Origin of the sequence: Halovivax ruber XH-70 (assembly GCF_000328525.1) — an archaeon.
In the GTDB taxonomy this organism is placed as follows: domain Archaea; phylum Halobacteriota; class Halobacteria; order Halobacteriales; family Natrialbaceae; genus Halovivax; species Halovivax ruber.
Genome location: NC_019964.1, coordinates 2,307,836 through 2,332,391 on the forward strand (window position 1 = coordinate 2,307,836; position 24,556 = coordinate 2,332,391).

General features: G+C 63.3%; 27 protein-coding genes and 1 tRNA gene. 14 read left to right on the forward strand and 14 right to left on the reverse strand.

Annotation, left to right across the window (positions count from 1 at the left end; genetic code table 11):
* Positions 1 to 48 precede the first annotated feature (48 nt).
* Positions 49 to 1,323: an ArsA family ATPase gene (locus tag HALRU_RS11045; RefSeq protein WP_015301470.1), complete on the forward strand. Its 1,275-nt coding sequence runs from the start codon at positions 49 to 51 to the stop codon at positions 1,321 to 1,323.
* Between the two features lie 73 nt (positions 1,324 to 1,396).
* On the opposite strand, the gene HALRU_RS11050 is transcribed toward HALRU_RS11045, so the two are convergent.
* From HALRU_RS11050 to HALRU_RS11060, 3 genes are all read right to left on the reverse strand, one after another.
* A complete protein-coding gene (locus tag HALRU_RS11050; protein WP_015301471.1) occupies positions 1,397 to 2,326 on the reverse strand; it encodes an SDR family oxidoreductase in 930 nt (309 codons plus the stop codon).
* A 64-nt stretch (positions 2,327 to 2,390) separates the two neighbouring features.
* Complete coding sequence (locus tag HALRU_RS11055; RefSeq protein WP_015301472.1) at positions 2,391 to 2,837, reverse strand: hypothetical protein; 447 nt, start codon at positions 2,835 to 2,837, stop codon at positions 2,391 to 2,393.
* A gap of 5 nt (positions 2,838 to 2,842) precedes the next feature.
* Positions 2,843 to 3,361 (reverse strand): DUF7342 family protein, encoded by a 519-nt coding sequence (locus HALRU_RS11060; RefSeq protein ID WP_015301473.1) that lies wholly within the window; start codon positions 3,359 to 3,361, stop codon positions 2,843 to 2,845.
* Positions 3,362 to 3,590: 229 nt separating this feature from the next.
* On the opposite strand from HALRU_RS11060, the gene HALRU_RS11065 reads away from it, so the two are divergent.
* Positions 3,591 to 4,379: a hypothetical protein gene (locus HALRU_RS11065; protein WP_015301474.1), complete on the forward strand. Its 789-nt coding sequence runs from the start codon at positions 3,591 to 3,593 to the stop codon at positions 4,377 to 4,379.
* A gap of 99 nt (positions 4,380 to 4,478) precedes the next feature.
* On the opposite strand, the gene HALRU_RS11070 is transcribed toward HALRU_RS11065, so the two are convergent.
* The gene (locus HALRU_RS11070; protein WP_015301475.1) at positions 4,479 to 5,372 is read right to left on the reverse strand and encodes an endonuclease V; all 894 of its coding nucleotides are present in this window, start codon (positions 5,370 to 5,372) and stop codon (positions 4,479 to 4,481) included.
* A 35-nt stretch (positions 5,373 to 5,407) separates the two neighbouring features.
* Complete coding sequence (locus HALRU_RS11075; protein ID WP_015301476.1) at positions 5,408 to 6,343, reverse strand: rhomboid family intramembrane serine protease; 936 nt, start codon at positions 6,341 to 6,343, stop codon at positions 5,408 to 5,410.
* 131 nt (positions 6,344 to 6,474) lie between these two features.
* Here HALRU_RS11075 and HALRU_RS11080 point away from each other — a divergent pair, with 131 nt between their 5' ends.
* From HALRU_RS11080 to HALRU_RS11090, 3 genes are all read left to right on the forward strand, one after another.
* On the forward strand, positions 6,475 to 6,915 hold the full coding sequence (locus HALRU_RS11080) for a DUF5788 family protein (RefSeq protein WP_148680514.1): 441 nt from the start codon (positions 6,475 to 6,477) through the stop codon (positions 6,913 to 6,915).
* 89 nt (positions 6,916 to 7,004) lie between these two features.
* A complete protein-coding gene (gene polX, locus HALRU_RS11085) occupies positions 7,005 to 8,780 on the forward strand; it encodes a DNA polymerase/3'-5' exonuclease PolX (RefSeq protein ID WP_015301478.1) in 1,776 nt (591 codons plus the stop codon).
* Between the two features lie 73 nt (positions 8,781 to 8,853).
* The gene (locus HALRU_RS11090; RefSeq protein ID WP_148680677.1) at positions 8,854 to 9,309 is read left to right on the forward strand and encodes a DUF5615 family PIN-like protein; all 456 of its coding nucleotides are present in this window, start codon (positions 8,854 to 8,856) and stop codon (positions 9,307 to 9,309) included.
* 64 nt (positions 9,310 to 9,373) lie between these two features.
* On the opposite strand, the gene HALRU_RS11095 is transcribed toward HALRU_RS11090, so the two are convergent.
* Both HALRU_RS11095 and HALRU_RS11100 read right to left on the reverse strand, forming a co-directional pair.
* Positions 9,374 to 9,886, reverse strand: a complete 513-nt coding sequence (locus HALRU_RS11095; RefSeq protein ID WP_015301480.1) for a hypothetical protein — start codon at positions 9,884 to 9,886, stop codon at positions 9,374 to 9,376.
* 166 nt (positions 9,887 to 10,052) lie between these two features.
* On the reverse strand, positions 10,053 to 10,811 hold the full coding sequence (locus HALRU_RS11100; protein ID WP_015301481.1) for a PHP-associated domain-containing protein: 759 nt from the start codon (positions 10,809 to 10,811) through the stop codon (positions 10,053 to 10,055).
* A 146-nt stretch (positions 10,812 to 10,957) separates the two neighbouring features.
* On the opposite strand from HALRU_RS11100, the gene HALRU_RS11105 reads away from it, so the two are divergent.
* A complete protein-coding gene (locus tag HALRU_RS11105; RefSeq protein WP_015301482.1) occupies positions 10,958 to 11,248 on the forward strand; it encodes a DUF7565 family protein in 291 nt (96 codons plus the stop codon).
* Between the two features lie 273 nt (positions 11,249 to 11,521).
* Here HALRU_RS11105 and HALRU_RS11110 read toward each other — a convergent pair whose 3' ends face one another.
* From HALRU_RS11110 to HALRU_RS11125, 4 genes are all read right to left on the reverse strand, one after another.
* The gene (locus tag HALRU_RS11110; protein ID WP_007703362.1) at positions 11,522 to 11,959 is read right to left on the reverse strand and encodes a transcription elongation factor Spt5; all 438 of its coding nucleotides are present in this window, start codon (positions 11,957 to 11,959) and stop codon (positions 11,522 to 11,524) included.
* Positions 11,959 to 12,132, reverse strand: a complete 174-nt coding sequence (locus tag HALRU_RS11115; protein WP_007703353.1) for a protein translocase SEC61 complex subunit gamma — start codon at positions 12,130 to 12,132, stop codon at positions 11,959 to 11,961. Before HALRU_RS11115 ends, HALRU_RS11110 begins: the two co-directional genes overlap by 1 nt.
* 215 nt (positions 12,133 to 12,347) lie before the next feature.
* The gene (locus HALRU_RS11120; protein WP_015301483.1) at positions 12,348 to 13,580 is read right to left on the reverse strand and encodes a serine-tRNA(Ala) deacylase AlaX; all 1,233 of its coding nucleotides are present in this window, start codon (positions 13,578 to 13,580) and stop codon (positions 12,348 to 12,350) included.
* A gap of 122 nt (positions 13,581 to 13,702) precedes the next feature.
* Positions 13,703 to 14,212: a helix-turn-helix domain-containing protein gene (locus HALRU_RS11125; RefSeq protein WP_015301484.1), complete on the reverse strand. Its 510-nt coding sequence runs from the start codon at positions 14,210 to 14,212 to the stop codon at positions 13,703 to 13,705.
* 126 nt (positions 14,213 to 14,338) lie between these two features.
* Between HALRU_RS11125 and HALRU_RS11130 the strand changes: the two genes are divergently transcribed.
* Together HALRU_RS11130 and HALRU_RS11135 are read left to right on the forward strand one after the other, a co-directional pair.
* Positions 14,339 to 14,423: transfer RNA gene (locus HALRU_RS11130), tRNA-Leu, on the forward strand.
* 188 nt (positions 14,424 to 14,611) lie between these two features.
* The gene (locus HALRU_RS11135) at positions 14,612 to 15,154 is read left to right on the forward strand and encodes an NUDIX hydrolase (RefSeq protein WP_015301485.1); all 543 of its coding nucleotides are present in this window, start codon (positions 14,612 to 14,614) and stop codon (positions 15,152 to 15,154) included.
* Between the two features lie 28 nt (positions 15,155 to 15,182).
* Here HALRU_RS11135 and HALRU_RS11140 read toward each other — a convergent pair whose 3' ends face one another.
* Both HALRU_RS11140 and HALRU_RS11145 read right to left on the reverse strand, forming a co-directional pair.
* Entirely contained in the window at positions 15,183 to 15,701 is a 519-nt protein-coding gene (locus HALRU_RS11140) for a nicotinamide-nucleotide adenylyltransferase (protein WP_015301486.1), read from the reverse strand.
* A gap of 74 nt (positions 15,702 to 15,775) precedes the next feature.
* Positions 15,776 to 16,591: a hypothetical protein gene (locus tag HALRU_RS11145; protein WP_148680515.1), complete on the reverse strand. Its 816-nt coding sequence runs from the start codon at positions 16,589 to 16,591 to the stop codon at positions 15,776 to 15,778.
* Between the two features lie 316 nt (positions 16,592 to 16,907).
* Here HALRU_RS11145 and lonB point away from each other — a divergent pair, with 316 nt between their 5' ends.
* Genes lonB through HALRU_RS11160 form a run of 3 tightly spaced genes read left to right on the forward strand, consistent with a single transcriptional unit; the run spans position 16,908 to position 20,750 of the window.
* The gene (gene lonB / locus HALRU_RS11150; RefSeq protein WP_015301488.1) at positions 16,908 to 19,280 is read left to right on the forward strand and encodes an ATP-dependent protease LonB; all 2,373 of its coding nucleotides are present in this window, start codon (positions 16,908 to 16,910) and stop codon (positions 19,278 to 19,280) included.
* Between the two features lie 3 nt (positions 19,281 to 19,283).
* A complete protein-coding gene (locus HALRU_RS11155; RefSeq protein WP_015301489.1) occupies positions 19,284 to 20,315 on the forward strand; it encodes a CPBP family intramembrane glutamic endopeptidase in 1,032 nt (343 codons plus the stop codon).
* 54 nt (positions 20,316 to 20,369) lie between these two features.
* Complete coding sequence (locus HALRU_RS11160) at positions 20,370 to 20,750, forward strand: hypothetical protein (protein ID WP_015301490.1); 381 nt, start codon at positions 20,370 to 20,372, stop codon at positions 20,748 to 20,750.
* On the opposite strand, the gene HALRU_RS11165 is transcribed toward HALRU_RS11160, so the two are convergent.
* Positions 20,747 to 21,208, reverse strand: a complete 462-nt coding sequence (locus HALRU_RS11165) for an MGMT family protein (protein WP_015301491.1) — start codon at positions 21,206 to 21,208, stop codon at positions 20,747 to 20,749. The two genes, HALRU_RS11160 and HALRU_RS11165, sit on opposite strands and share 4 nt — an antisense overlap.
* A 209-nt stretch (positions 21,209 to 21,417) precedes the next feature.
* Between HALRU_RS11165 and trpC the strand changes: the two genes are divergently transcribed.
* The 3 genes from trpC to trpA are packed head-to-tail and all read left to right on the forward strand — an operon-like array spanning position 21,418 to position 24,544.
* Entirely contained in the window at positions 21,418 to 22,245 is an 828-nt protein-coding gene (gene trpC / locus HALRU_RS11170; protein WP_015301492.1) for an indole-3-glycerol phosphate synthase, read from the forward strand.
* Positions 22,242 to 23,639, forward strand: coding sequence for a tryptophan synthase subunit beta (trpB, locus tag HALRU_RS11175; protein ID WP_015301493.1), 1,398 nt, complete (start codon positions 22,242 to 22,244; stop codon positions 23,637 to 23,639). Before trpC ends, trpB begins: the two co-directional genes overlap by 4 nt.
* The gene (gene trpA / locus HALRU_RS11180) at positions 23,636 to 24,544 is read left to right on the forward strand and encodes a tryptophan synthase subunit alpha (RefSeq protein ID WP_015301494.1); all 909 of its coding nucleotides are present in this window, start codon (positions 23,636 to 23,638) and stop codon (positions 24,542 to 24,544) included. Before trpB ends, trpA begins: the two co-directional genes overlap by 4 nt.
* Positions 24,545 to 24,556 lie beyond the last annotated feature (12 nt).

The following is a 24,556-nucleotide window of genomic DNA, read 5'->3' on the forward strand; positions in this document are numbered from 1 at the left end:
GAACCGAGACCGACGAATACTCGTGTCCGCGGCAGCTACCGACGGCCAATGAGCGGACTCGACGTCGAGCCGGTCGAGAACGAGGACACTGGCGACAACGAGATCGAGGTGACGCCGACGGACTCGGTCGGGGACGACGGCGGGCTCGACATCGAGAACGCCGACGAGGCGACCCGAGTCGACGTGGACACCGACAGCGGCGACTCGATCGACGGGCCGAGCTACGTTCTCTACGGTGGGAAAGGCGGTGTCGGCAAGACGACGATGGCCGCCGCCACCGCCCTCGACAGCGCCCGGGACGGCGTTCGAACCCTCGTCGTCTCGACGGATCCGGCCCACTCGCTGTCGGACACCTTCGAGACCGACGTTCCCAGTTCGCCGGCGCGGCTTCGAGACGACGTCCCGCTGTGGGGCGTCGAGATCGACCCCGAAGCGGCGATGGAAGCCGGCGAAACCGCGTTCGGCGGTCCCGGCGGCCCCTTCGGTGGCGCGTCGGACGCCACCGCTGGAGCGGACGACACGACCGACCCCGGTGCGAACCCGTTCGCCGGTGAGGGAGAGGGAGCAACTGCCGCAGGCGGCCCCTTCGGCAGCGAAGACGGACCCGGACCCGGTGGCCTCGCCGGCATGATGGGTGGCGAGAACCCGATGGAGGGGCTCCTCGGTGGCACGATGCCTGGCGCGGACGAGGCTGCGGCCGTCCAGCTGCTCCTCGAGTACCTCGACGACGACCGCTTCGACCGCGTGGTCGTCGACACGGCACCGACGGGCCACACCCTCCGCCTCCTCGAACTCCCCGAACTGCTCGACTCGATGGTCGGGAAAGTGTTGACGATCCGGCAGCGTATCGGGAGCATGATCGACGGCATCAAGGGCATGTTCGGCGGCGGTGCGGAGTCGGCCGGGTTCGACGTCGAGGATCTCGAGAAATTGAGCGAACAGATCGAACGACTCCGGGCCGCACTTCAGGATCCGGAGCGCACCGACTTCCGGATCGTCATGGTCCCCGAGGAGATGAGCGTTCGCGAGTCGACACGACTGCGCGAACAACTCGACGATGTGGGCATCCCGGTCGGTACCGTCGTCGTCAATCGCGTCATGGAGCCCCTCGCCGACGTGACCGACGAGATCGATGGTGACTTCCTCAGTCCCGACCTCGACGACTGCGCGTTCTGTCAGCGCCGCTGGGACGTCCAGCAACAGGCCCTGGCGTCCGCGCAGGACCTCTTCCGCGGCACGGACGTCAGGCGCGTTCCGCTGTTCGCCGACGAGGTCCGCGGCGAGAAGATGCTCTCGGTCGTGGCTGCGTGTCTGCGGCGGTAGGGGAGCTTGGCAGGGCTGTCACGGCCACTCAGTGAGAGACCTGCAACACGACTGTCGTCCGATTTGGAGCCGCTCAGACCAGTTTCCGGACGAGACCGTAGATGCCATCACGGAGCCGGTCGGGAAGGAATCGTGCGTACGAGCCGTAGTGGGCGACGGGGCCGACCGGATAGCGCGCCGGCGGCTCGGAACAGGTCGCGGCGTGGACGATGACGTCGGCGACGTCCTCGGGCGCGCTCGCCAGCGGCCCACTGCCTCCGATCAGCTGGGTGTCCTCGAAGAGGTCGTAGATGGCGTCGTAGTCCGGCGTCCGCGACTCGGGGAGTTCCTCGTCGACCCGGTCGGCGAAGGCGGTCTCCACCGGGCCAGGTTCGATCAGGACCACGTCGACGTCGAACGGTTCGACCTCGACGCGCAGCGCGTCGCTCATCGCCTCCATCGCGTGTTTCGAGGCGGCGTAGGCACCCGATCCGGCGACGGAAATCCGTCCGATGATGCTGGAGACGTTGACGATCCGACCCGCCCCCTGTGCGCGCATGTGCGGCAGGGCCGCGCGAGTGAGTCGGTGCGGGCCGAAGACGTTGACGTCGAACTGCGACTGGAGGTCGTCGGCCTGGACGTCCTCGAGCGGCCCCATCTGCGCGTAGCCCGCGTTGTTCACCAGACAGTCGATCGCGCCGGTCTCCTCGACCGTCCGCTCGATGACGGACGTCACCTGGTCGGGGTCGGTGACGTCGAGCGTGATGGTCTCACAGCCCGCGTCCGCGAGGTCGGCGATGTCGGTCGGGTCGCGCGCCGACGCGACGACGGTCCAGTCCTCGTCGAGGAAGGCAAGCGCCGTCGCGCGACCGATCCCCGACGAACAGCCGGTGATCAGGACGCTCTGCTTTCGCGTGTAGCGGTCCTCGTCGAGGTCGCTGCCCGTTCGCGCACGCTCGTCCGATCGGTCCGGCCGCGTCGCGTTCGCCGACTCGTCCCCGTCGGCTGCCGTCGCACTGGTCATACGGAACCCGTTCACGTCCCGATACGTAAGTCCCGCCGATTTTCTCGTCCGGCGGTCGATCCGATTACCAGTCCAGGTCGTCGAGTCGCGACGCGATCGACGCGAATCGGCGTTCGAACGTCCGGTACGGATGTTCGTCCTCGACCCAGGGTGCGGATTCGCGCTCGGTCGAGCCGTCCGAATACTCGACCTGGAAATGAACCGGTCCGTACTCGGGTTCCGTCTCGTCGCAGTGCCAGCCGAACCCGCGTTCCAGATTCGGTTCCCACCACTGGATCCAGTAGTGCGGGCGGTCACCAGTGAGGTCGAACTCGACGCGGAGCCTCGCCGATCCGTCGGACGACCGACCGAGGAAGACGGTCGGATCGACGTCACAGACGACCTCGTTCGCGTCGATTCTGGACGGGACGTATCGAACGCGCTCGCACCCGGCTGTCCGTACCAGTCGATCGTGAACTCGCTCTAGCAGTTTGCGTTCCGAGGGAATCCAGACCCCGAGTATCGGCCCCATCGAACTCACCCGGCCGTTTCGAGCGTCGCCGACTCCGGTATCTCGTCGGTCAGCGTCGTCACGTCGTCGTAGATCGCGAGTGCCGCGGCGACCGTCTCTCGCGTTCGCTCGCTAGTCTCCCAGCGACGGATCACGCGTCGGCGATCGCGCACCGCCTCGGGATCGAGGTCGCCGGCTAGCGATTGCTCGAGTTCGTCACGGGAATCGACATCGTACTCGCGTTTCCACGAATCGATGCGGTCGGCGATCGCCTCGAGCTCACCGCGAAGCGACTCCCGGTCGTACGTCAGAATGAGTTCTCGCAAGCGGTCGAAGTACGCCCTCGTGGGGTCCGGAACGTACTCGCCCGAGTCGGTGACGAGCAGGTCGCCGGACTCGACCAGTTCGTCCAGATACTTCTTGGCCGTATCCCACTTCACGTCCGCCTGATCGGCGACCCAGTTGGCCGTCCGCGGTCGTGAGAGCGTCGTCGCGATCGTCTCGACGCGTTCACTGGCCGTGGTCGAGTCACTCCACGTTTCCATACGTGTCGTTCGCCGTCAAAACCCATATAGATTGGGACTGGGCCCAGATTATTGGGGGTATGGTGAGGACACTGCACGGAAACGCTCCCTTATGGATACTCGCGCTTCACTTCGTCCGCGTACGCGTCTACCAGCCGATACCAGGCACTGTAAATAAATACAATCCCAAACTCAAATGTCGATAATGATGGAAAATTATAACTAAAATCCCGTAGAGAGTAGAATTGAAATGAGGAGAAGAAAATTCATAACAGTGATGGGTTCGATGGCAATTACTGGTGTAGGAGTAACTAGTGCAAAAAGCAAACCAAATAGAGAACAAAATATCCTTACTGCTGAAGATAGACGTATTCGGGATGGAGTCAGAAAGGCATTCAAAGAAGATGGCCGCCAAGGTGTGAAGGAAGTTCTTGAGGATGAGGGAATTAGCCACAGTGTTTCAACCGCGAGAAACAGAATAGTCAATGAGGAACATAAAATAACAAGTAGTAATCCAGTGGTTTACCAAGAAGATGAGTCGAATATTACTGTCAGCGCATGGGAGATGGTAGAGGAAGGCCGTGTTTTCGCTCAGACGCTGGTTGACCTCGAAGGACTCCTTTTTCGAGGGAGTCCCTTACCAACGAGAGATTCTCAAAACGTCAACGACGTCATAGGGATTAGCTATAGTGATTCCCACTGGTCAAAGGTTGGAAACCCATCAAAGTGGTCTGATAATGAGAATAGAGTTTCCCCTGTATGGTACTCCGGGAGCCTAGGGGGTGGAGGAATCGCTGCCGAGGTAGATCTGAACGGACCCCCATCTGCAGCAACGGTAGCTGTGGAAACACCTTTAGAAAACCTCGACGGTGTTGCTGGGCAAATTTGGGGTACCTATAATCATACAGTTGCATACGATTGGGGAAATAATATTGATAGCGTTTCAGCAGGAAAAGGCCCGCTCTCTGTAACATTGGATTGGGGCTCCAAATCATATTGGGATAAATATGAAGTTACAGATACTGATAGGATACTTTAGCTGAGTTTCTAATGATCAAAAACAACATAGCTTAATAGGCCACAAATTCAAAAATTTGCTTTATTATGTGATTTCGTTCCATTTCCACCAATTCGGACTTTATGAATCATGCTTCTTGGTGGCATCATTTGCGTACGCGTCTGCCAGCCGCGTCGGCTCTGGTAGCTTGTACCCCGCAGCGAACGCGAGGACGACGTCAGCCGCCGTGGCCGCGGACACGCGGTGGCCCGGGCTCACGAGCAGCGGGTTGACGTGACGATTCGGCGAATCGTACTGCTTCGACTGGACGGCGTAGCCGATCGTGGGCCAGTCGGGATCGGCCGCGTCGTGGCCCTCACAACCCGTTTCGTCTCCGGCGATGTCGTCCGGTCCCTCGACGTCCGCGTTCGCCTCGATGGGCACTCGCTCGCCGGCTGCGAGCCCCTCCGTGGAGTCGACGGGGTCGCCACAGAGAAGGTTCTTCGCGACGCCGATACTCGGCGCGTCGAGCATGACCCCGATGTGCGTCGCGATACCCGCCTGCCGAAAGTGGATGCGACCGCTGCCGTCGAAGAGGTAGAGATCTGGGTCGGCGGATAGTTCCTCGACCGCCGCCAGGATCGCCCCACCCTCACGGAAGGAGAGCAGCCCTGGGATGTACGGGATCTCGAGCGGCGTGACCGCGTGGACGCGTTCGACGACCTCCCACTCAGAGCCTGCTGGCCTGAGGACGACGATCGCGGACAGCGCGCGGTCCTGATCGAGGAGGAACGACTGGTCGACGCCGGCCACGAGCGGGGTGGTCCCGTCAGTTCGATCTCCTGAATCCGCAGCCTCGTCCGGATCGGATGGCGCGTCGGCCGTCGCCCGCGCGATCGGATCGCCGAGCAACGCCGGGTCGAACCCGAGATCGTCGGTGAAGACGGCGCTCCGGGCGATTTCACGCTGCAGTGACTCCATCTCGGCGCGCGAGAGTGACGGATCGGGTGCGAGATCTGGGCGGCGTATGGACATGAGATGTGGAGATCGAGGGCGATCGAACGCGTCAGTCAGAACCGACCGCGACCGGGACCACCAGGTCCGCCAGGACCACCTGGTCCACCGGGACCGCCGGGACCCAGCTGGAACTGGTTCGGGCCGCGGATCGTCTGCGTCCGTTTGACGTACTCACCGACGGCGAGGCCGACGAGAAGGCCGACGAGGTGGGCCGCGTGGGCGACGTCTCCAAGCAGTCCCCCGCCGGCACCACCCATCAACAGGAGGCTAATGGCGGCGAAGCCGAGCGTCAGGATCCACAGCGGCATCGGGATGAAGAACATGAAGTAGACCTTGAGATTAGGGTGCAAGATAGTGATGACGCCGAGGATAGCCATCGCACCGCCAGAGGCACCGAGAACTAGCGTGGGATCGTTCAGAACTAATCCAACCAAAACTTGTGAGAGGCCTGCGAGTATTCCGGCTCCGAGGAACAGCGCCCAGTACTGACGATCCGACAGATATCGAGCCAGCAGCGGGCCAAAGAAGAATATCGCGATGCTGTTGAACGCGATATGGGCGATGTCATTGTGTGAGAAAATTGATATTACCCACGTCCAAACATACTCAGGGTGAAAGGTCGTAAGTGTGAAGATCGATATGTATTGGTTGAAGGAGAGGACGGATTGGGCGACAAGTTGCACCAGAAACGTCACCCACATGAACAGCAAGATCGTGTAGGTCACGTTCCCGCGGAAGTACGCGAGCGGACCGCCGGGGCCCGTGTCGATCGGGAGCTTCGCCACGATCCGCTCCGTCATCGATGCGGACGACCCGTTCACCGACTCGTCGAACCCGCTGTCGAAGACGCCGCTCGGGTCGTTCCAGCTCTGGAGGCCGGAACAGTCGTGGTTCTCGGGCAGCCGGTGCTCGGAGCAGTGGGTCCCGCCGCAGTGCCGGCAGTCGTAGGGCATACTGACCGACTTCCCACACACGTCACACGTCGCCATTGCGCTGGGGTATGAGATGGATCGCTATGGGGTTTGGGGTTTTCGACGGTGCGATCGGGCCCCAGCCACGACTGCGAGGCCCCTCGTCGCTGGACGAGGAGTTTTTGGCTCCGGGCATCCGACCAATAGGTGTGCAACCCTACGAGCGCTCTCAGTTGCTAGAGCGGGTCGAGCGCGACGGGGCGACGGTCGGTGTCGACATTCCCGATCGGCTCGACGTGCAGGGCGAAGAGCTCGACCTGCAGTCGTTCGTCTTCGAGATCAAGCGCCGCGAGACGATCCCGTCTGGCGAACGTGACCGCGTCGATCAGGCCAAGCGTAACCTCCGACGAGAGCGCGTCGAACGCGTCGAGCGGATCGAAGAGGGCGATATCACGTTCGAGGAAGGCGAGGAACTCGCCAGCGCGATCATCGGCATCGATCGGGCGTTGAACGCTCTCGAGAATTTGGGTCCGACGAATCTCGAACGCGAACAGCAGGCCCAGGAACTGGCCGACCGCAAGCGCTGGCTGTCCTTCCTCAAGAAGGCACTCGGAGAGGAAGACGACGCGTCGAGTCGAGGCGGCCGATAGGACCTCACCCATCTCACCGACGAGGATGCGAGGGCGGACCCATCCTGCGGGTACCAGACACTAAGGCACCCGGAGTGCAACGTCCGGGCATGACGACGAACGCGGAACTCGCCGCACGCTTCGAGGAGTTCGCCGACCTGCTCGAGGCCGACGACGTCGAGTACAAGCCGCGGGCGTACCGCCGCGCCGCGGAGAACATCCTCTCCCACCCAGTCCCGATCGCCGAGGCGGTCGAATCGGGCGACGAGGACGCCGTGGACGACATCGAGGGTGTCGGCGACGCCATCTCGTCGAAGATCGTCGAGTACGTCGAGACCGGCGAGATCGAAGAACTCGAGGACCTCCGCGCAGAGCTGCCCGTCGACATCGCCGACCTCACCAGGGTCGAAGGCGTCGGGCCGAAGACGGTTGGCACCCTCTACCGCGAACTCGGGATCGAGACGCTCGACGACCTCGAAGCGGCCGCGGAAGCCGGCGAGATCCAGGACGTCAAGGGATTTGGCGCGAAGACGGAACAGAACATTCTCGAGAACATCGACTTCGCGCGCACCGTCGGGCAGCGCCACCTGGTCGGGGAGGCCCGCCCGCTCGCGGACGACGTCCTCGCGTACCTGGAGGGAATCGCCGACGTGGAGCGTTGCGAAGTGGCCGGCTCGATCCGGCGCTGGCGCGAGACGATCGGTGACGTCGACGTGCTGGCCGCGACGGACGACCCGGACGCGGTCGTGGACGACTTCCTCGCCTGGGACTCGATCGACGACGAGATCGAGTCCGGGCCCGCGAAGGCGAGCGTCCGCGTCGGCGAGGTGCGCGTCGACCTCCGGCTCGTGGTCCCCGACGAGTTCGGCTCGGCACTGCAGTACTTCACCGGGAGCAAGGCGCACAACGTCCGGTTGCGAAACTACGCGATCGACCGCGGGATGAAGTTGAACGAGTACGGTGCGTTCGACGTCTCCGAACTCGAATCCGACCCCGACGCGGATCCCCAACACGTCGGCGGCGGGCAGCGGGTCGGGGAGCGCGTCGCCGGCGAGACCGAAGAGAGCATGTACGACGCGCTCGGCCTCCCGTGGATCCCGCCGGAGCTTCGCGAGGATCGCGGCGAGATCGACGCCGCTGAGGCGGGGGAGTTGCCCGACCTCGTGGTGGAGACCGATATTCGCGGAGATCTCCACACGCACACCGAGTGGTCCGACGGGAACAACACCATCGAGGAGATGGTTGCGGCAGCCGAGGACCGTGGCTACGACTACTACTGCATCGCCGACCACGCCCAGGGGCCGGGCGTCGTCGGCGGCATGGGGCTCTCGGAGGCCGAGATACTGGAGCAGGTCGACGAGATCCGGGCCATCGACGACGAGTACGACGTCCACGTGCTCGCCGGCATCGAGGCGAACGTCGACGCCGAGGGAGCGATCGGCCTCTCGGACGCGGTGATCGACGCGCTCGACCTGATCGTCGCCTCGCCCCACAGCGCGCTGGATCAGGACGCCGAGACGGCCGGCGAACGCCTGCGGCGCGCCATCGAGAATCCGGCGGTCGACGTGCTCGGCCACCCTAGCGGACGCCTGCTCAACGAGCGCGAGGGGCTGGCCATCGACGCGGGTGCGCTCGGCGACGCCGCCGCGGCAAACGACACGGCGCTCGAAGTGAACGCGAATCCCCGCCGGCTCGATCTCTGGGGGAGCGCTGTACAGGCGGCCATCGACGAAGGTGCGAAGATCGCCATCGACACGGACGCCCATCGGCCGGCGACGCTCGAGTTCATTCGCTGGGGCGTCCACACCGCTCGCCGCGGCTGGGCGGAGCCGGACGACGTGATCAACACGTGGGACCGCTCCGCCCTCGAATCGTTCCTCCACTGAACGCAGCTGGGTCGGATTTCCACAACGAGGAGAGCCGGGACCACGTTTTGTCGCTGGAACGCGTATGAACGCCGTGCGCCTCCTCGTCGACGTGATGTGTGGCCGGCTCGTTCCCTACCTGCGGATGTGTGGCCACGACACGATATACGCCGGCGATCGGGGACTCGAAGCCGACGACGAGGTCCTTGCGGTCGCTGCCGCGAAGGATCGAACGGTACTGACGCGGGACACGGCGCTCGCAGACCGGACGGCCGAATCGGTTCTCCTCGAATCGCGGGACGTGAACGGACAACTCGCTGCGGTCGCAGCCGCAGGGATCGACCTGACGCTTCCAGACGAACCAGTCCGGTGCGGCCGGTGCAACGGCCGACTCGAAGCGGTCGAACCAGAGGCTTCGACTCCAGGCTACGCGCCCGCCGCCGACGAGAAGCGGTGCTGGCGGTGTCGTGACTGCGGACAGTACTTCTGGCGCGGCAGCCACTGGGACCGCGTACACGAAACGCTGGCGCCGATCGAATCAGGGACGTGACGGCCTGGTCCCCGATTCCGCTGGGGTTCGCCGTTTGCCAGAGCGGCCCCTTATTGTTGCCGTCTCAGTCGTCCCCGTCGCCGTCGTCGATATAGTCCCACAGCTCGTCTGTGTCGACCTCCTCTTCGACGAGTTTGACGATCCAGTCGACGTTGACTTTCGCGGTGAAGACCTTCTCCCCTTTGTCGTAGAGAACGACCATCACCCAGTCGACTTTCTTCTTCAGGGCGTGGACGTCGCTGATCCCCTTCTTCATCCCGTCTCCGAGGTCGGTCATCCCCTTCTTCTTGGAGTCGACCGTGAGATCGGCGGTGATTTTGAGGGTCCGATCTTCGATCACGATGTCCCGAACGGTGACCGCGTCGGTCAATTCGTCCAGCTCATCCGCGTCGATGTCGAGGAAGGTGTCGTCGGGGGTATCGTCACCGTTCGAATCCCCGTTATCTCCAGTATCACCGCCCGTTCTGACGTCGTTTTCGGGCTCATCGCTATCATCGCCGTCGTCGCCTTCCATGCAGCCGGCGAGCGCGAGTGTGAGTGCGGTACCACTTCCAACGAGGACCGAGCGTCGATCCATACTCGAGCCCTGACCATCATGGCTGTTTACTAATCAGACCCTGTCGCTGGGCGAAGAGATCCTCCGGGTGACCCTACAGTACCGCAGGCAACCAGTACAGGGCGGAGGACGACGCTACCGCAAAAGGGGAGCGCCCGGCGTCGGTCGAAGGGATCCAAAACAGGGTTCAGTAGACGCTTACGTCGTCGAATCGGCCCGCATACCGTGGGTCGTCGGGATGCGTCGGTTCGATTCCGGGACCGGGGATCCGTCGCGCTTTCTTCCAGGTGTTCTCCCAGACGAGGTGGCCGAGCTCGCCAGCGGTGCCGATCCAGCGTCGCGCACCCGTCGCGTGCTCGATCCGTCTGTCGGTGCCCGATTCGAGCGCCGCCAGAAGGGTGCGTTCGGAGTCGATTTCGGTCTCGAACGCGGTCCGTGCGAGACCGATGGTACGAGTAAGGTGTGCGTACGACGACGTATAGGCTGGCAGCTCCAGTTCGGCTGCCGCCGCCTTCGCCCGCCGGTTGTGCATCGGCAAGTGTTTCGGGTTGAACACCTCGATCGCGTCGATCTGTGATCGATACCGCCGAAGGTCCTCCCGACCGAGACTGACGGTCGCGAACGTCGGATGTGGCACGAGGACGACCGCATCCTGCCGATCGAACTCGGCCATCGCTCCCTCGAGCGTGATGAAATCTGGAACAGGGTCCTCGAGGCCGAGCGCCAGCACGTGTTTCCGATCCCGCCAGTGGCCGGTAAAGACCTCTCTGGCCGGCACAATCTGGAGTTCGTCGTCTGAGTACCGTCGAGCAGCTGCCTCGATCTCCGAAAGTGGGGTGAAGTGTGGGGCGTAGACGAGGACGTCGAGTCCGTACTGCTTCGCCCGGGACACGACGTCGTCCGAGAGCACCTTCACGTGGAGATCGACGCGGTCCTGCGCTGACACACCGTCAGGTATCGATGGACGGGAATTAGCTGTTATCATTTATCGAGACCGAATCAATTTCGAACACCGACAGGAACCCCGGGGTCGAGCCGTGCGGACGTCGCGGGCGAAAAGGCCATTAAGGCGGCCTGTGAATCACTGCCGTAATGGCCTGGGAGTGTGGGATCGACGACTGTGGGTCGGTCTTCGAAGACGTCGAGTCGGCGGTCGTCCACCAAGCCGAAGCGCACGAACGACGTGAATGCGAAATCTGTGGGACGGTCGTTCCCGACGGCTTTCTGGCGATCTACCACACGTTTACGAACCACAGCCGTGCGGAGTACGTCCGTGCGTACGACGCGGACTCGGCCGCGATTCGCACCCGCGAAGAACTCCTCGAGGACATCGCCGCCGACATCGACCAGGAACTCCTCGCGGAGATGCTCGGTTCGTCGTGATCGGCGTCGACTGGGACCGGCCCGCGTAATGGAATTGCTACCCAAACACCAGTCACCTGTACGGAGAGCCGAACGCTTCACTCCGCGACGAGACAGCTGCGCAGAAATTCCGGTTACCCAAGGCGTGCCGAGCATCTACTCACGGGCTCGCAGCGGGTCGCCCGTTCGCATGGTAAGCAAGATTGGGCCTCCCACTGGTCGCACGGTCCGACGAACTACCGTTCGTCGCTATATTCAGCGCGGCTACGCCGCGCTGAATGCCTGATGAGCGCGTTAGCGCTCATCACTGTCAAGCACACGAATCTGGTCCCCTCGAACCGTCACGGGGATCGGCACCGTCGCCTCGTAGAGTTCGACCGTCACCTGGTCCTTCCCTTCGTCGATGCGCTGGACCTGCGCCTTCTCGCCCTTGAACGGGCCGGCGATGAGTTCGACGATGTCTCCTTCGGCGATCCCTTCGACGTCCGGTTTCGGCGAGAGGAAGTGTTCGACTTCGGAGATGTCCGACTCACCGGGGACGATCGTGCGCGCGTGAGGAATGTCCTCGAGCGCGCGCTCCAGTACGGCGTTGTTGTCGGCCTCGACCATGACGTAGGAGGTCAGTGAGTCGGGGGCGATCGCAGCGTGAACGTCAGGCTCCTCGCGGTTGATGATCATGTCCGCGACGGTCTGTTCCTGTCGGGCGGTCGTCTTGACGGCGTAGATCCCCATCAGAGGCCACCGGTCAGCAGACCCATCGTGACGCCGATGATGAAGCCGAGAAAGCCGATGAGGAAGATCCCAGCGCCGGCGATCTTCGACACCTGGAAGAACTCTTCCCGGCTCGGCGTCGTCGCCATCTTCAGGACGCGGACGTACGACGTGAGATCGTAGGGTACGTTCATGGGTGGCCAAACAACGTGCGTGCCCTTTTATCTGTCTTTCCGTCGCCGGCGATCCGGGATCGGTGAGATCAGTCGGGAACCCACAGCAGCAGGGTCGAACGTGACGATAGAATGGGTCGAAAGGGGCGAGAACGGGTCGAAGGGGGCGGAGTGCCTCGATGGGACGAGACGACAGTACAGAACAGTGTCCGGCCGACACGATCGGCAGTGGCTGACTACCCTTCGAGGCCGGTCACCACGTCGTCCGGCTCCACGTCGAAGTCGCCGCCCCAGGCGAGGCGGTCCGAGCCGCCACCGCCGCCACCGAACTCGTCGGTGAGTTCGCCGAGGATCGACTCGGCGTCTGCCTCTTCGCCGGCGGCGACGACCGCGAACGGCGAATCGGATTCCCCAGCGATAACCACGACGTCCGCGAGGTCGCCGGCGACCGATTCGGCGACGTCACCAGCTTCGTCGGCGTCCACGACGCCGGCCGTCGTGGCGACCCACGTCCGCCCGTTTCGTTCGAACGGCTCGGCGCTCTCGACGCGCGTCTTGACGAGTTCGCGCTGGAGCGTGCCGACAGAGTCCGCGAGCTTCTCGCGTTCCGATTCGAGGCGCGAGAGTTCGCCGGTCGCCTCACCCAGCGGGACGCCAAGCTGACGGCTCGCGGCGAAGGTAACCCGCTTTTCGACCTCCCGTCGTTCGATCGCGCGCGGACCGACTGCGAGCTCGACCCCGACGTGGCCAGGTTTCGGCGTTACGGACCCGAGAACGGTGACGGGGCCGATTTCGCGCGTGTTCCGGACGTGTGTCCCGCCACACGCGGCGACATCCCAGGTATCCCGCGAGGACTTGATAGTGTTCGCCCCGCCACTATCCGCATCGCCGATCGTGACCACCCGGACGCGGCCCTTCTCGAAGGCCGTGTCCTCGGTCGCCTCCGAGACGTGAATCTCGTCGGTCTCACGCGCCTCCGAGACCGGCATCGAATCCCAGGAGACGGGGCGTGACTCCCAGACGGCCCGGTTGACCAGTTCGTCGAGTTCGACCAGTGCATCGTCGTCGACGCGCTCGTCTGTGGCAAGGTCGAGCCGAACGCGTTCGTCACCGATCTCCAGGCCGGTGTAAGTGACGTCGTCGAATACCCGGCGCGCGGCGCCGAAGAGCACGTGACTGGCCGTGTGTGCACGCATGCAGTACATCCGCGCCTCCCAGTCGATCGAACACAGGACTCGTTTTCCGGCGCGGAATCGCGGTTCCGACTCGAGAACGTGGACGTGTTCGTTGTCCTCAACCTGAACGTCGACGACCGGCACGTCGCCGATCGTGCCGTAATCTGCGGGTTGGCCGCCGCTCTCGGCGAAGAAGTGTGTCGAATCGAGCCAGACGCGCCGGCCGTCGACGGCCGACACTTCGGTCTCGAATCGCGTCGCGTACGGTTCGGCGGCTGCCCGTTGCCCGCTCATCACCCGGTACTCTGTCCGGATTACTTAAAAATCTGCTCGCCGATTACACCGAATTCCACACGCTTCGGCCCTGAGTGGGACGATAGAAACTTCGCTTCGCAAGACGACGGGATCGGTCCGTCTTATTCGGCGAGTTCCACGTCGAGTCGGTCCTCGAGTGCGTCGATCAGGCCGCCGCCGATGCCGGCCTGTGTCGCCCGCCCCTGTTCGATCGCGAGGAGATCCGATTCGGGAACGCCGAGTTCATCGGCGAGTTCTTCACGCGTCTGGCCGGCGTCCTGTCGGCTCGATTCGAGCACCGCGCCGTAGTCCGAGACGAGGTACGGAAGCGGGTCGTCGTCGTAGTTCGTCCCCTCTTTCTCCCAGTGTTCTGAGTCGCCGTCCCAGACCGGATTTGCCTTCGCGACGTTCTGGGCGGCCTTCTTCTTGCGATTCGGCTCGTCCTGGCCGCGCCCGGAACTGGACGAAGAGGACGACGATTTCGCCTCGTCTCCGTGAGACGCACAGCTCGAACAGACTTCCAGTTTCGCGCCGGCAACCGTCTGCTGCGTAAGCGAATCGCTCTCCGCACCGCAGAGTTCGCAGTTGGTCCCGCCGCCTCCCGACGAGGAACCGGTCGAGTACTTAGCCATGGGAGGACTTCGCACCTGCAGCATTTTAATTGACCGCCTCACTGCGCCCCCATCCCACAGTGGGCGCAAAAGAACACGCTTTTATATTGACCCGCGGGTAGAATTTGATGCAGACAGAGCACGCGAGCGTGGGTAGCCAAGCTAGGCCAACGGCGCAGCGTTGAGGGCGCTGTCCCGTAGGGGTCCGCCGGTTCAAATCCGGTCCCACGCATCGCAAGCGCGGCCGAAGGCCGCGAAACGCGAGACGGCGTAGCCGTCGAGCGTCGATGCAGGTGGAGTCCCTTGGGACTGCACCCACGCACATTTCCTCCCGACGCAAGTGACTGAGCGACAGCACCGGTTCGTCACGATTGCAATCGCGCCGATACTGTTTCCTGGCGTGACACTAATGGGTGGACGATGGCCTGGACGACTACTGGCCCGCACCCGCGGTACTGTCCATCTTGTGGCGACGAACTCGGTGACGCCGTGTTCGACGGCAAACCGCGACCATACTGTGAGAGGTGCGAACGGCCGATTTTCCGTAATCCGGTACCGCTGGCGCGCGTCGCCGTAATAGCGGATAAATCCGTGCTCCTGATCGAACGAGGTGCTGGCGCCGACGTCGGCGCGTGGGCACTTCCGGGCGGGCACGTCGACGCGAACGAGTCACTGCCGAGTGCGGCGTCACGGGAACTCGCGGAGGAAACGGGAGTGAGAGTCGATCCGACGGATCTCAGACTGCTGGGGACGGGGTATCTAGAGTTCGACGACGGCCACTCCCTGGTGTCGATCAATTACGCAGTTCCGCGGACCGCGACTGAAGGACAAGTATCGGCAGGCGGAGACGCAGCGGACGCTCGGTTTTTCACACGCGAGGCGATCGAAAGCGAGGAGCCGCGGCTGCGAGCGTCGGGGCCGGAGCAGGTTCTCACGGCGATCGACGAATATGGGGCGAGCTAGTGTCGGGCGAACGGAGTCGAACGAATAGTTACGCGCCGTTCGCGTCCGTGTCGCTGACCATCTGGATGCGTTCTATGCCATCGATCTCGTCGACGACCTCGACGACGGCGTCGGGGACGAGCGACTCCCAGTCGCCGTCGTCGATCATGCGCCCGCGCACCTCACTCCCTTCGAGGACGTGGCGATCGTACATGGGCGACTGGCGAACCTCGACGCCGGCCTCGCGGAAGAGCTGGATGACGAGGGGGTTGTTGGCGTATGCGACGTCGAAGTCGGGGCTCATGCTCTCGACGTGGCTCACCCAGACGGCGTTGCGGTCTAAGTCCTCGATGGGGACCGCGTAGGTGACCAGGTCGAGGTCGGCGAGGCTCTTCGTGATCATCATGATGCGCTCGCCGGCGGTGAAGGGGTTTCGCGTCGAGTGCGAGGCATCGGCACTTCCGATACCCAGGACGAGTTCGTCGACGTCGTCGGCGATGCGTTCCACGACGCTGTAGTGACCGTCGTGAAACGGTTGGAACCGGCCGATGTAGATGCCCCGCGTCATACAAGATTCACGTTAGATAATCACATAAATGTGCCGAGATTGAGATGGAGGCTGCCATAAAACACCAGTTAAAATTATGATTCAGGATAGACAGTCTTTTCAAGTTCCCAACTATCGGCTAACGTAGGTAAGCCAAGTGACCAACCAGATCCGGAGATACTAAGGTTTACTCCGCCCGGGAACCCAGCGGTATAGGTATGTTCATAATGCGTTTTTACTCCAAATCTGGAATCGTTTGTTTCACGTACCAATTCAGTTTGGAGATTTACAATGAAATCGTCATGCTGTATGTTCCCATCCCAGCCATCATATTTGATTAGCGCCCCAACCCCGTAATAGTTATAAGTGTCATATTCAATTTCTAAATGATTTGAATGCTCTCCGTGTACGCCCATCCACACATTGTCCTCCGTCATATCAGGTGAAGCCCATTTATTGTGATCCCAAGTTGCGCCAATTGCATCATCAACAAAGTACGCAGTTGCAGTGCTATAGCTCGCATTCTTCATCTCAATATGACTAGTTACCAACCATACATCGTTTTCCACATGAATTAGTGAAGGTGTAAAATCAGAGTCGCCCTTAGACCAAACTGCGCCCTGTGTTGATACTCCATCACCCTCACTTACTGGATCATGCCCAGTGTAATACCGCACACTGTGAGAATCTAGAAGCTGAAATGCTTCACCACGTTTATTCTCGCGCAGCAATTCTCGAACATATTCATAAATCCCTGCCTCCCTAGCAGTGGTTTTTTTACTTTCATTCTGGCCGCTTACCGTACCAGCGATTCCCGCCATTGTTAGCGAGGCCGATCCTTTAAGTATTTGTCTCCGATTTTGCATCGCAAACACTACTACCATCCCCCTATTATTAAATTTTTTCATCACTATACAAATTTGAGAATTAGCCTTACTTAATAATCCAATAAGTTTCTTTATAATATATATCTATTGTACCCATATATAGCAGATTACCAATCAGAACTGGCAGGAGTGTATTTGATGTGAATATTAAACAATACCCACCTCGTGTTGAAAATTGTTAAATTAAGCCATATCTTCCCACAGAGTTTTAATATATATTATGCCAAAATTTCGAACGCAGACCCGTCATTCTTTCAAATCAAATCTACCCACTGGACCCAAGGTATGGAGAAAGTATATCAGTCCAAATCCCTTCCAATCAGGCAGCAACCAGCCCCTTATGAGTAACGACACGAACGACACCGATCCCCCAGACGAGGGGGCCGACGCGTCCGAGACGGAGCCCGAAGAGGGTGTCGAGGAACAACCGCCACGCGACGTCCTCACACCGTCGGACGACGAGTCGGCGGACGAGGTGTTAGCGGCCGACGAGACAGTGGAAGACCCAGAGACTGAACAGCCGGAGTCGTCGGACAACGAACCCGAATCGACGACCGACGAAACGGACCCGAACGACGTTCCCGACGACATCTGGGCGGAGATCGACGACGAATCGGAGCGAGCGACCGAGCGCCCACCCGCGGACAACAACGAGGGCACCGTCTACGACGAGGCCGACGACGAGCCCGAGACGGTCGAAACGCTGGACGACCTCGGGAGCGAGGTCAGCGTCGACGCCGAACTCGAGATCGACGAGGACGAGGAAGACAATCTGCTGGGCGGCCTACAGATCGAGACGACGGCAGACATCGAGGTGCCAGACCGACTGGTCGATCAGGTGATCGGCCAGGACGAGGCCCGGGATATCATCATCAAGGCGGCCAAACAGCGCCGCCACGTGATGATGATCGGCTCGCCGGGGACCGGCAAGTCGATGCTCGCGAAGGCGATGAGCCAGCTCCTCCCGCAGGAGGACCTCCAGGACATCCTGGTCTACCACAACCCGGACGACGGCAACGAGCCGAAGGTCCGGACGGTGCCAGCGGGCAAGGGCGAACAGATCATCGACGCCCACAAGGAGGAAGCCCGCAAGCGAAAGCAGATGCGCTCGATCCTGATGTGGGTCATCATCGCCATCGCGGTGGTGTACGCCTTCATCCAGGAGATGCTTCTTCTCGGCGTCATCGCCGCGGTGGTCATCTGGCTGTTCTTCCGCTACACGTCCCGCGGGATGGACGCCATGGTGCCCAACATGATCGTCAACAACGGCGAGCAGCGCGTCGCGCCGTTCGAGGACGCGACCGGTGCCCACGCCGGTGCGCTGCTGGGCGACGTCCGCCACGACCCGTTCCAGTCCGGCGGTATGGAGACGCCGAGCCACGACCGCGTCGAACCCGGCTCCATCCACAAGGCCAACAAGGGCGTGCTGTTCGTCGACGAGATGAACACGCTCGACATCCGCACGCAGCAGAAGCTGATGACGGCCATCCAGGAGGGCGAGTTCTCGATCACCGGCCAGTCCGAGCGCTCCTCGGGCGCGATGGTCCAGACCGAGCCCGTCCCGACGGACTTCATCATGATCGCGGCGGGGAACTTAGACGCGATGGAGAACATGCACCCCGCGCTGCGCTCGCGGATCAAGGGTTACGGGTACGAGGTGTACATGGACGACACCATCGAGGACACGCCCGAGATGCGCCGGAAGTACGTCCGCTTCATCGCCCAGGAGGTCGAACGCGACGGGCGCCTGCCCCACTTCGACCGCGCGGCGATCGAGGAACTCATGCTGGAGGCCCGCCGTCGCGCCGGCCGCAAGGACCACCTCACGCTGCTGTTCCGGAACCTCGGCGGACTGGTTCGCGTCGCCGGCGACATCGCCCGCGCCGAGGACCGCGAGTACACGACGCGCGAGGACGTCCTGCAGGCGAAAAAGCGCTCGCGCTCGATCGAACAGCAACTCGCCGACGACTACATCGACCGCCGTAAGGACTACGAACTGCAGGTCAACGAAGGCGGCGTCGAGGGGCGCGTCAACGGCCTCGCCGTCATGGGCGAGGACTCGGGCATCATGCTCCCCGTCATGGCCGAAGTCACGCCCGCCCAGGGCCCCGGCCGCGTCATCGCGACCGGCCAGCTGAAGGAGATGGCTCAGGAGTCGGTCCAGAACGTCTCGGCGATCATCAAGAAGTTCTCCGGCGAGGAGCTCACGACGAACGTCCCCGGCTGGGACGAAGGTCGCTACGAGGACAGCGAGTATCCCCAGTCCTCACTCGCCGGCAAGGACGTCCACATCCAGTTCGTCCAGGCCGGCCAGCAGGGTGTCGACGGCGACTCGGCCTCGATCACGGTCGCGACGGCCGTCATCTCCGCGCTGGAGGACGTCCCGGTCGACCAGTCGGTCGCGATGACCGGCTCGCTGTCGGTCCGCGGCGACGTGCTCCCCGTCGGCGGCGTGACCCACAAGATCGAGGCCGCCGCGAAGACGGGCTGCAAGACGGTCATCATCCCGAAGGCCAACGAGCAGGACGTCATGATCGAAGACGAGTACGAGGAGATGGTCGACATCGTCCCCGTCTCGAACATCAGCGAAGTCCTGGACGTCGCGCTGATGGGCGAGCCGGAGAAGGACTCGCTGCTCGACCGGCTCAAGACCATCACGAACGCCACGCTCGATCAGGGCGTCACTGGCCCCCAGAATCCGAGCCCGCAGTAAGCGATGACCCAGTGGGTGGCGTTCGCGACGATCGTCACGCTTCTCACGGCCGCGATGGTCGTTCTCACACGTCAGACACAGCGATCGCTCACTCCCGTCGAAGCCGGACAGACGACAGCCCTCGAAACGCCGACCCCGGCCAGTGCGACCGAGGGAGACCGACCGACACGGAGCGAGACAGCTACCCACCGAGAGTCGACAGCGGTGACCGAGGCAGACGGCGCGGTGCTATCCTCGACCGCGGATCGCCAACAGGCCGAGCAGCCGAACCCGCCGAACCCGCCGAACGACCCGTACGACCCGTCGACGACCCCATCCGAGTGGGACGACGGTGCAGTCGATCCGTCGGTGGCCCACTCAGAACGCGTCGACGACAGTACCGGGTCAGCGAACGGAACCCGATCCGGACGGATCGTCGCTCGCGTCGGCGACCAGTCGATCACCAGTCGCGCCCTCCGGTGGAACGTCCTCGCTACACAACTGCTGTTTCTTGCCGTCGTCGCGGGAACGATCGTGCTGACGGGCGTCCCACCCGATGTGCTCGGGATCTCGATCACCCGGCAGGGACTGGTAACGGGACTCGGGGTCGGTCTCGGCGCCGGCTTCGGACTCTACGCGGCGAGTGAACTCGCGGGTGCGATCGGGCGACGATTCGGCATGACTCACGACGAGTGGCTCCGCGAGAGTCTGGCGCCCTCGCGACGACGCGGCTGGATCGTCCTGTTCGCCGTCGTCCTGCCGGTGATCGCGGTCTTCGAGGAGTTGCTCTTCCGGGCCGTCCTCGTCGGCGCACTGAGTGTCGGGTTCGGGCTGTCGCCGTGGCTCCTGGCCGTCGCCTCTTCGATCCTGTTCGCAGTCGGCCACGGAGTCCAGGGACAAGCTGGAGTAATCGTCACGGGCGTGATCGGTTTCGTCCTCGCAGCGACGTTCATCGTCACGGGAAACCTCCTCGCGGTCGTCGTCGCCCACTACGTCCTGAATGGCTGTGAATTCGCCGTCTACGAGTATCTCGAATTCGGTTCGACGCGCACGTAGGGATCCGGCGTTCGAATCCGGCGAACCTTTAGTGTGAGCGGGTGAGACTCGACTATGCAAAACGACTCGTCGATGCGCAACCTCCAGGACGCGCCTGAGCGAGTACAGAAGCTCTTGGTCGGTGCGGTCGTCGCCTACTTCGTGCTGTGGCTCGGGTCGATAGTACTTTCCTCGCCGATACTTGCGCTCGCGAGCACCGTACTCTTCGGACTCATCGCTATCGGGATCGGTGTCGTGCTGGTGACGAACGCCAGTTCGACGGGAAGCGTACTCGGACTCTCGGGTGTCGCACTGATCCTCGGTGGCGTCCTCGAACTCGGCTGGATCGTCAGCGAACTGGTCGGTAGCGGGATTCCCGTCGCGAGCCGGCTCGCATCGCTGCTCGTCTTCATCGGTATTCTGGGATACGGATACGCAGTCTGGTCGGCGACCTAGAGTCCTTCGAGGGACCGGAGTCGCTGTTCGACGGCTGGCGGGGCCGCACTCGGTCCATCGCGGACCCGGTGGTCGGGGATAAGCAGCGGTGCCGGATTGGCCTCGAGGGCGGTCCGAACGAGGATGAGGTCGTCGTCATCCTCGGGATCGACGTCGGGCGTCATCGCGGCGAGTCCGGCGACGTCGATGCTCTCGCCGTAGGGAATCGTCCGAACCTGTTCGAGGACGGCTCGCTGATCGGTCGGCACCGTCAACGCGACGGTGACGTCGTCGAACGCGACGTCAGAAACCCCGTCGAGATACTCGAAGACTCGATCGAGGAGCGGGTGGTCCGCAGTGGCATCGTCGTCGGGCTGGGCAGGGAACGAGACGGAGATGACACGACCGCTCGCGACGCCGATCTGGACGGCACGCTCTAGATACGCGGCCTCCCGTGCGTAGATGCCAGCATCTTCCATGTCGGATCGGAGGGGAGCGAGTCCCTTGAAGATTCGGCTCGCCGTGAGAGTCGTCGCCCCCACATCGCCGCGTCACTGCCACGTCCGATGACCAGGTGGTCCTCAGGTGCCGCCACAGCGATCGTACCGCCCGATAGCGATCGGTTCGATAACGCGATGGATCGAGACGCACAAGCGTTATGTATAGACCAGTTCATTGGTGTACTATAATGAACGACAAAGGACTCGATCCGGCCGTTCGGTCGATCCTCGAAGCGGCACGGGATCGATCGGGCCGTGGCGACGAGCGGCTGTCGGTACACGCTCGGTCGCTGGCGGCGGCGATCGAGCGGGCCGAGTCGGACGGGCGCGTCCCGATCGTCGCGGAGGTGAAACCGACGAGCCCGACGACCGACGGCGTTCGGACGGACGACCCCGTCGAGCTCGCACAGCAGATGGTCGACGGCGGCGCGACCGCGATTTCGGTGTTGACCGAACCCGATCACTTCGACGGGTCGACCGCGGCGCTCGCGCGCGTTCGCGAGGCCGTCTCGGTTCCCGTCCTCCGGAAGGACTTCGTCGTCCGTGAAGAGCAACTCGACGCCGTCGAAGCAGACCTCGTCTTGCTCATCGCACGGTTCGTCGACGAACTCGACGAACTCGTCTCGGCCGCACTCGATCGCGGCCTCCAGCCGATCGTCGAAGTCCACGATCGAGCGGAACTACGCCGCGCACTGGCAACGGAGACGGCCGTCGTCGGCATCAACAATCGCGACCTCGCCTCACTCGAGGTCGATCTGACGACCGTCGAGCGCGTCGCGGCTGTCGAGGACCCGTCACTCCGCCAGGCGCTCGACGACGTGACCCTGGTCGCCGAGAGCGGCGTCTCGACGCCCGCGGACGTCCGCCGGATGCGCGAGGCCGGGGCCGACGCCCTGCTCGTCGGGAGCGCCATCATGGACGGCGACGTGGCGGCGAACACCCGAGCGCTCGTGAACGCGGAGCGCGCTGTAGAAACGGACGATGCCGACACCGCATCGGAGGTGGACGCTGCGTGACCGATAGCATCCACCCGGGCACACTGGAAACGGACGACGAAGCGGCGACCGACGGTCGCTTCGGCGAGTACGGCGGCCAGTACGTGCCGGAAGCGCTCGTCCCGGCGCTTTCGGAACTCGCCGACGCCTACCAGCGCTACGTCATCGACAACGAGGACGGCTTCCGCGACGAGTTGCGCGAGCATCTGCAGACCTTCGCCGGCCGGCCGACACCGTTGCAGCGGGCGGACCGCCTCAGCGAGCGCTACGACCGGGAGATCTACCTCAAGCGCGAGGACCTCGTCCACGGCGGCGCACACAAACTGAACAACGCGCTCGGGCAGGTACTGCTCGCGAAATACATGGGCAAAGAGCGCGTCATCGCGGAGACCGGCGCCGGCCAGCACGGCACCGCGACGGCGATGGCCGCGGCCCACCTCGACATGCCCTGCGAGATCTACATGGGTCGCACCGACGTCAACCGCCAGCGGCCCAACGTCTACCGCATGCGGATGAGCGGCGCCGAGGTGACACCGGTCGACGCCGGCAGTGCGACGCTCAAGGAGGCCATCAACGAGACGATGCGCGACTGGGCGGGCAGCGTTGAGACGACCCACTACGCCGTGGGGTCCGTCGTCGGCCCGCACCCGTTTCCGGCGATGGTCCGTGACTTCCAGGCCGTCATCGGCGAGGAGATCCGGGCCCAGATCCGCGACGAGATCGGTCGCCTGCCCGACAGCGTCGTCGCCTGCGCGGGCGGTGGCTCGAACACGATGGGAACCTTCGACGCCTTCGTCGATCACACGGAACGACGGGCCGAGGACGATTCACGCGGACGAAGCCCGCAGGAAGACACCGAAGGCGTCGCACTCCACGCCGTCGAGGCCGGCGGATCGGACCTCGGCGTCGACGAGGAGACCGGCGTCGCACCCAATTCGGCATCACTCTCGACGGGCACCGACGGCGTCCTCCACGGCGCCCTGACGAAGCTCCTCCAGACGGCGGACGGGCAGGTCGTCGAGTCCCACAGCGTCAGCGCCGGGCTCGACTACGCCGGGGTCGGCCCCGAACTGGCGAACCTGGTCGACCGCGGGCGCGTGACGCCGGCGACCGTCGACGACAAGGCTGCACTGGAGGCCTTTCACCGCCTCTCTCGACTCGAAGGGATCATCCCGGCCCTCGAATCCAGCCACGCACTGGGATACATAGAAGAGCGCCTCGGCGCTGTCGGCGGGACATCGAGCGCTGACGACGATGACAGCGAGACACCGAGACCTGACGACGATGACGACCTCGGCGAGGTCATCGTCGTGACCGTCTCCGGACGGGGTGACAAGGATCTGGAGACGGTTCTGGAGGAGACCGAGCGACGAGACCTCGAGGCGGCTCCGGATGTAGAGGTGTTCGACGGATGAAGACCGCAGACGGGTCATCGAACGACGATTCGGCGACCGGCGGGTCGGGGGACGACGAACCGAGCGAAAGTCGGATCGAGACGGCGATCCGGGACAATCATCCGGCGCTGATCACGTACCTCACCGCCGGAGACCCCGGGCTTGACGAGACGAGACGCTACGTCGAGGCGCTGGATCGCGGCGGCGCCGACGTGATCGAACTCGGCCTGCCGTTTTCCGAACCCGTCGCCGAGGGGCCGACGATCCAGGCGGCGATCACGCGCGCCCTCGAGGCCGGCACGACGCCCGAGGGATTCTTCGACCTGGTCGACACGCTCGACACGGAGGCACCGCTCGTCTGTATGACCTACACCAACCTGCTCATGCAGTACGGCCCCGCCGACTCCGGCACCGACGTTTCGCCGTTCGTCGAACGGGCGGCCGCGGTCGGACTCGACGGACTCATCGTGCCCGATCTGCCGGCGGCCGAAGCCCGACCGCTCCGGGCGGCCTGTGAGTCAGTCGGACTGGACCTGATCTCGATCGTCGCCCCGACGACCGCGGACGAGCGCCTCGAGACGCTCATGTCGACGACGAGCGGCTTCGCCTACGTGCAGGCCCGGCTAGGGACGACCGGCGCGCGAACGGACGTCTCCGGCGCAACCCACGCGAGTCTCGCCAGGCTCGATGGGTACGACGTGCCGACCGCGGTCGGCTTCGGCGTCAGCGAACCCGAGCACGCGGCGGAGATCGTCGCCGGCGGCGCCGACGGCGTGATCGTGGGCAGCACACTCGTCGACCTGGCTGCGACGAGCGACGATCCGGAACGCGACCTGGAAGCGAAAGCACGTGAACTGAAACGGGGCGCAGCGGACGGACTCGCCGATCGAGAGCCGCCAGCCGCGCCCGAACCAGAACGGTCATAATCGCGAGATTGC